This window comes from Capnocytophaga sp. oral taxon 380 str. F0488 (assembly GCF_000318255.2).
GTDB lineage: Bacteria > Bacteroidota > Bacteroidia > Flavobacteriales > Flavobacteriaceae > Capnocytophaga > Capnocytophaga ochracea.
The window spans coordinates 111,555-117,429 of sequence record NZ_KB291185.1; the positions used below are offsets into that span (position 1 = coordinate 111,555).

3 protein-coding genes are annotated in these 5,875 nt (G+C 41.2%); all 3 read left to right on the forward strand.

What is annotated here, in order from left to right; all coding sequences use genetic code 11:
* The first annotated feature begins 532 nt into the window (after nucleotides 1-532).
* From HMPREF9078_RS12105 to HMPREF9078_RS03125, 3 genes are read left to right on the forward strand one after another with little or no spacing between them, the layout of a single operon-like run.
* Nucleotides 533-742, forward strand: a complete 210-nt coding sequence (locus HMPREF9078_RS12105; RefSeq protein ID WP_232305285.1) for a carboxypeptidase-like regulatory domain-containing protein — start codon at nucleotides 533-535, stop codon at nucleotides 740-742.
* Between the two features lie 16 nt (nucleotides 743-758).
* On the forward strand, nucleotides 759-3,650 hold the full coding sequence (locus HMPREF9078_RS03120) for a TonB-dependent receptor (protein WP_009419299.1): 2,892 nt from the start codon (nucleotides 759-761) through the stop codon (nucleotides 3,648-3,650).
* 12 nt (nucleotides 3,651-3,662) lie between these two features.
* Nucleotides 3,663-5,654 carry a RagB/SusD family nutrient uptake outer membrane protein gene (locus HMPREF9078_RS03125; protein WP_009419300.1) on the forward strand — a complete coding sequence of 664 codons (1,992 nt, stop codon included), beginning with the start codon at nucleotides 3,663-3,665 and terminating at the stop codon, nucleotides 5,652-5,654.
* Nucleotides 5,655-5,875: the final 221 nt, after the last annotated feature.

Below are 5,875 nucleotides of genomic sequence, written 5' to 3' on the forward strand. Positions count from 1 at the left end.
ACCCCACCCATCTTACAGCCTTTTTTCATCAAAAGACTCTTCAGTCTTCTTCTGAAAATCTTCGTTTTCTTCCGATAGCTCAGATATGTCACTTTTAGGGGTATACACTTTGCTAAAGTTTTTGCCCGTGTGGCTCACACTGCTTGTGCGACTCGCACCTTTGCCAAAGTTGAATAAACTGACAATATTCCCTCATTCTCTAATTTCCTCATTTCCTCATTTGCTAATTCTCTAATTTTCTCCGCCCGTCGTGCTACGACCTCACACTTTCTTCCTTTTTCTTTTGAAAAGTGTTAAAATTAATAATAATACACTTTCTTTTATTTTCTCCTTATCTATTGTAATTCATATGATTATCCTCTCTATTTAAAGAATTATATAAAATTATTTAAAAATATTAGCTATAATTATTTGGTAGGTATAATAAATAGTGCTACTTTTACGCCGTAAATTTCATTTAATAGCCAAACTTATGAAAGAAAAGTATTTAACATTTGTTATGTTTGTGTTAGGTTGCTTTTTAACAACTCTTATGGCACAAACCATCTCAGTAAAAGGTAAAGTTACTGACGATAAAAAAACGCCTTTACCCGGTGTTTCCGTAGTGGTTAAAGGCTCTACGCACGGTACATCTACTGATTTTGACGGTAATTACCAAATCCAAGCTAAAGCAGGCGATGTGCTCGAGTTTAGCTTTGTAGGATTTACTACCCAGACTAAAAAAGTTGTAGGGGGGGGGTAATTCTTACACAGTTAATATGCAACTAAAAGAAGATACCCACCAACTCAGCGAAGTAGTAGTGGTGGGGTTCGGTACCCAAAAGAAAGTAAACCTTACGGGTTCTGTGAGTTCGGTCGACTCTAAAGCCATCGAAGCACGTCCCGTAGCTACCGTCACTGAGGCTTTGCAAGGTATTGTTCCAGGGCTGAACATCTCCACTTCCACCGCTGGCGGTCAGCTCGATGCTACCAAAAGCTTTAACATTCGTGGGGCAGGTACCATTGGCGATGGCTCTAATGCAAGCCCGTTAGTACTTATCGATGGTATGGAAGGCGATATGAATGCCCTCAACCCTAATGATATCGAGAATATTTCAGTACTTAAAGATGCTGCGGCTGCTTCTATCTATGGTTCAAGAGCTCCGTTTGGGGTAATCCTCATAACTACTAAAAAAGGAAAATCTGGTAAAGTAATAGTAAACTATACTTCTAATTTGCGTGCTGATTCTCCTATCATTCGCCCTAAGATGGTCGATTCTTACTCTTGGGCTACTTATTTTAACGACGCCGATGTAGGCGGTACGCAATTCCAAGATTGGAAACTTCAACAAATAAAAGACTTTCAAGAAGGAAAGATTACCAAATCAATGTTCGAAAACTCTTCTGGTAAATGGGAAGCTTGGGACGCTCACGACTTGCTCCCTATTGCAAATACCAACTGGATTGAAGAACACTACAAGAAAGCTTATTATTCTTATGAACACAACCTCAGTGTAAGTGGCGGTAGTGATAAAAACCAGTATTACATCTCTGCTAACTACTTAAACCGCGATGGACTTTTCCGTTATGCCTCCGAAGACTTCGACCGCTATACCCTTACAGGTAAAATAAACGCTAAAATTAATGACAAACTCTCCATAGGCTATAGTTCTCGGTTAGTGCGTCAGAATTACGAAGCCCCTTCCTACCTTACCCACAATGCCGTATTCTTCCACGATATCATTCGTTATTGGCCTATTATCCCTCTCAAAGACCCTAATGGCAATTATACCCGTGAAAGTAAAGTGCCATACCTGAAAGAAGGTGGTAAACAAAAATCTGAGAAGGATTGGTTGTATTCTCAACTCACTGCCAATTACAAAATCACTGATAAATGGGACGTAGTAGCTGAGTTTAACTACCGTATCTATACAGAATTCAATCACACCGACCATCTTACTACTTACGCTAAAGATGTGAAAAATCAACCTTATATTGTAGATAACGAGACTTCTTCTATATATGAATATGCTAAGAAAGAAAACTTCTTAAACCCTAACGTATTTACAAATTATCACATCAATTTAGAAAGTGGTCATAACTTTAAGCTTATGGCGGGCTTTCAGTCGGAACTTCTAAAGAGTAGAGATTTATCAGGCGATAAAAAGAATGTGATTACCCCTTTAACTCCTACCCTAAATACCGCTTCTGGTAAAGAAGTGACCAAAGGAGGCTATAGCCATTGGGCTACCTTAGGTTTCTTTGGTCGTATCAACTACGATTACCAAGGTAAATATTTGTTAGAGGTAAATGGTCGTTATGATGGTACTTCTCGCTTCTTGCGCAATCAACGTTGGAGCTTCTTCCCTTCTTTCTCTGCTGGTTGGAACGTAGCTCAAGAAAACTTCTGGGAACCCTATCGCGACTATGTGAGTACCTTCAAAATTAGAGGCTCTTGGGGTGAATTGGGTAACCAAAATACCAAAAACTGGTATCCTCTTTATACTATAATAGATTATAGAACCAATGCAGGTAACTGGGTTTTAGGAGAATCTCGCCCTAATATTGCTGGTATACCTGCACTTATCAGTACTACTTACGGCTGGGAAACCGTACGTTCTTGGAATGCAGGTCTCGATGTAACCGCTCTTAAAAATCGTTTGAACTTCACGTTCGATTACTTTGTCCGTGCCACTTACGGTATGATAGGACCTGCTCCCGAGCTACCTCAAACTCTTGGTGCAGCAGTCCCCAAAACTAATAACTCCGATATGGAAAGCCGTGGTTTTGAAGTAATGCTCAGCTGGAAAGACAAAATCGGTGAAGACTTTCGCTATGGTCTTACCTTTACCCTTGCCGACTCTCGTCAGAAAATCCTTAAATACCCTAACCCTTCTAAGAGTTTAGGTGACAAAAGAGATAATTGGTACGAGGGTCGTTATGATGGTGATATCTGGGGATATACCACCAAAGGAATTGCCAAAACACAAGCCGAAATGGACGCTCATTTAGCTAAGGTAAACCAAAGTCAGTTAGGAAGTAACTGGAGTGCGGGCGATATTATGTACGAAGACCTTAATGGCGACGGTAAAATATCTAACGGTAAAAACACTGTCGATGACTCCGGCGACCTTTCTATTATAGGTAACAAAACCCCTCGATATAACTATGGTATAACCCTCGATGCCTCTTACAAAGGGTTCGACTTCCGTCTCTTCTTGCAAGGGGTAGGCAAGCGCGACTTTGCCACCAGTGGTTCTTACTTCTGGGGAGCAAGTGGCGGTAAGTGGCAAACCGTAGTCTTTAAAGAACATTTGGACTATTTCCGCAATGACCCTAATCACCCATTAGGACAAAATCTGGACTCTTACTATCCTCGTCCCGACTGGGATTCAGGTAGAAACCGTCATACACAAACCCGCTATTTGCAAAATGCTGCTTATCTAAGGGTGAAAAACATACAGCTCGGATATACACTCTCCCAAGAAGTAAGTGAGAAAATAGGCATTAGTAACTTACGTGTCTATATTTCAGGTGAAAATATTCTCACCTTTACCAAGCTCAGCAAACTTTACGACCCCGAAATGTTAGGTATCGGTTATGGCGACGAAGGTGCTAAAACTTATCCTATCTCAAAAACTTGGGCAATTGGTTTAAATATAACTCTTTAATTTTAGTAAACTATGAAAAGATATTTAAAATATATAGCTTTATCAGCAGGAGTATTGCTCACCTCTTGCGATAAGTTCTTAGATAGAGAGCCTTTGGATAAAGTTACCCCCGATAACTTCTTTAATACCGAAAGCGACTTACTCTCTTATGCTATCAACCTCTATCCCGATGTAAGTTTCTCTACTATTCCACCAGGACAATACGGGCTTTCCGTCTTCAAATCGGACGATGCAACCGATAACCAAGTTGCCCCAGCTGGTAATGCTCGATTCTTACCCGGTGAATGGCGTGTGCCTAGTACTAGTAAAGAATGGAATTTCGAGTCTATCAGAAAATGTAACTACTTCTTTGAGAAAGTACTTCCTAAATACCAAGCCAATGAAATTAAAGGAAGCCCTGCTAATATTAAGCAGTGTATAGGAGAAGTCTATGCGCTCAGAGCACAAATCTATTTTGTAAGACTCCAAAACTTTGGCGACTTCCCCATCATTACTGAAGTATTGCCCGACGAGAACGCTATCTTAACTGAGCAAAGCAAGCGCCGTCCTCAAAATGAGGTAGCCCGCTTTATCCTTTCCGATTTAGACAAAGCCATCGCCCTGCTCAGCGAAAGTACCCCTAATGGCAAAAATCGCATCAATCTCAACGCTGCTTATCTCCTCAAGTCTCGTGTAGCACTCTACGAAGGTACTTGGCTTAAATACCACAAAGGTACTGCCCAAGTGCCAGGAGGAGCTGGCTGGCCTGGTGCTCAAGCAAGCTATTTGAGTAACTTCAGTATCAATATCGATGATGAAATTAAGTTCTTCCTTACCGAAGCCAAAAACGCTGCTAAAGTAGTCGCCGATAAGATGGTAAATAACCTTACCCCTAACTCTGGCGTGCGTGTAGCTCGCGATGCCAGTATGGCTATTAAGAATCGCTATTTTATGATGTTTGCCGATGATAATATGGAATCTTATGACGAGGTTATCTTCTGGCGTAAATATTCTAAAACTGAACAAACGCATAATATCCAAATGGAATTAGCTCGTAACGGAGGTGGCTCTGGCTATACCAAAGGGCTCGTAGACTCTTACCTAATGAAAAACGGCTTGCCCATCTATGCATCAGGATCAGGCTATTTAGGCGATGAGACTCTTTTCAATACAATAGAAAAACGCGACGACCGCTTGCGCCTCTTCACTAAGTTAGATAACGACACCTTGTATTACCACGAAGGGACTCCTGTAAAAGCACCTGTGCCCGAAATCCTTAACCCTGCCGAAACCCGTGCTACTACAGGCTATCGTGTGAAAAAAGGATTGAACTATTCAGAAGCCGATGCCACTACTCACGACCACGGTATTACAGGCTCTATTGTTTTTCGTGGTGCCGAAGCTTTACTCAACTATATGGAAGCTCAATATCTCCTCGATGGTACCCTCGATGGCTCTTCTCAAAGCTATTGGCGCGCTCTTAGAACACGTGCTAACGTAGATCCCGATTTCCAAAAAACCATCAATGCTACCGATATGGAGAAAGAAAAACTTGGCGACTGGGGAGCTTACTCCGCAGGAACTCTGGTGAATACAACGCTTTACAATATCCGTCGCGAACGTCGTAACGAGTTTATTGCCGAGGGTATGCGTTGGGCTGACCTAAAACGTTGGCGCTCTATGGAACAGATTAAAAACACTCCTTATATTGTCGAAGGATTCAAAATTTGGGGAACTATGAAAGATTGGTATAAAAACCAAGATGGCACTTCCAAATTAGTAGTAAGCGACACCGATAAAGGAAATGTAAATCCACAATCCAATAGCGTCTACTTGCGTCCTTACCAACGCAATAAAGTGAACAATCTTTATTACGATGGTTATAAGTGGAATGACGCTCATTATTTCGAGCCAATCCCTATGGACGCCTTCCGTCTTACTTCTCAAAATCAAGCCAATTTAGATGGTTCGGTAATCTATCAAAATCCAGGCTGGAGCAAAGTAGCCGGCGAAAGTCTAAAATAACATCTTTCATAACATAATTTTTATTGTTTAAATAGAAAAAGCTACCCCTCAAAGGTAGCTTTTTCTATTTTGTAGTTATTCGCCATAAATTTTTTCATCGCCCCACCTTTCGTCATTTGTCATTCGTCCTCCGTCATTACTTCCCTTTTCCGTCATCACATTCCCCTATTGCTTATGCCCTAAGACCCCACACCACCCCATTTTCTCATTTCCAAATTTGC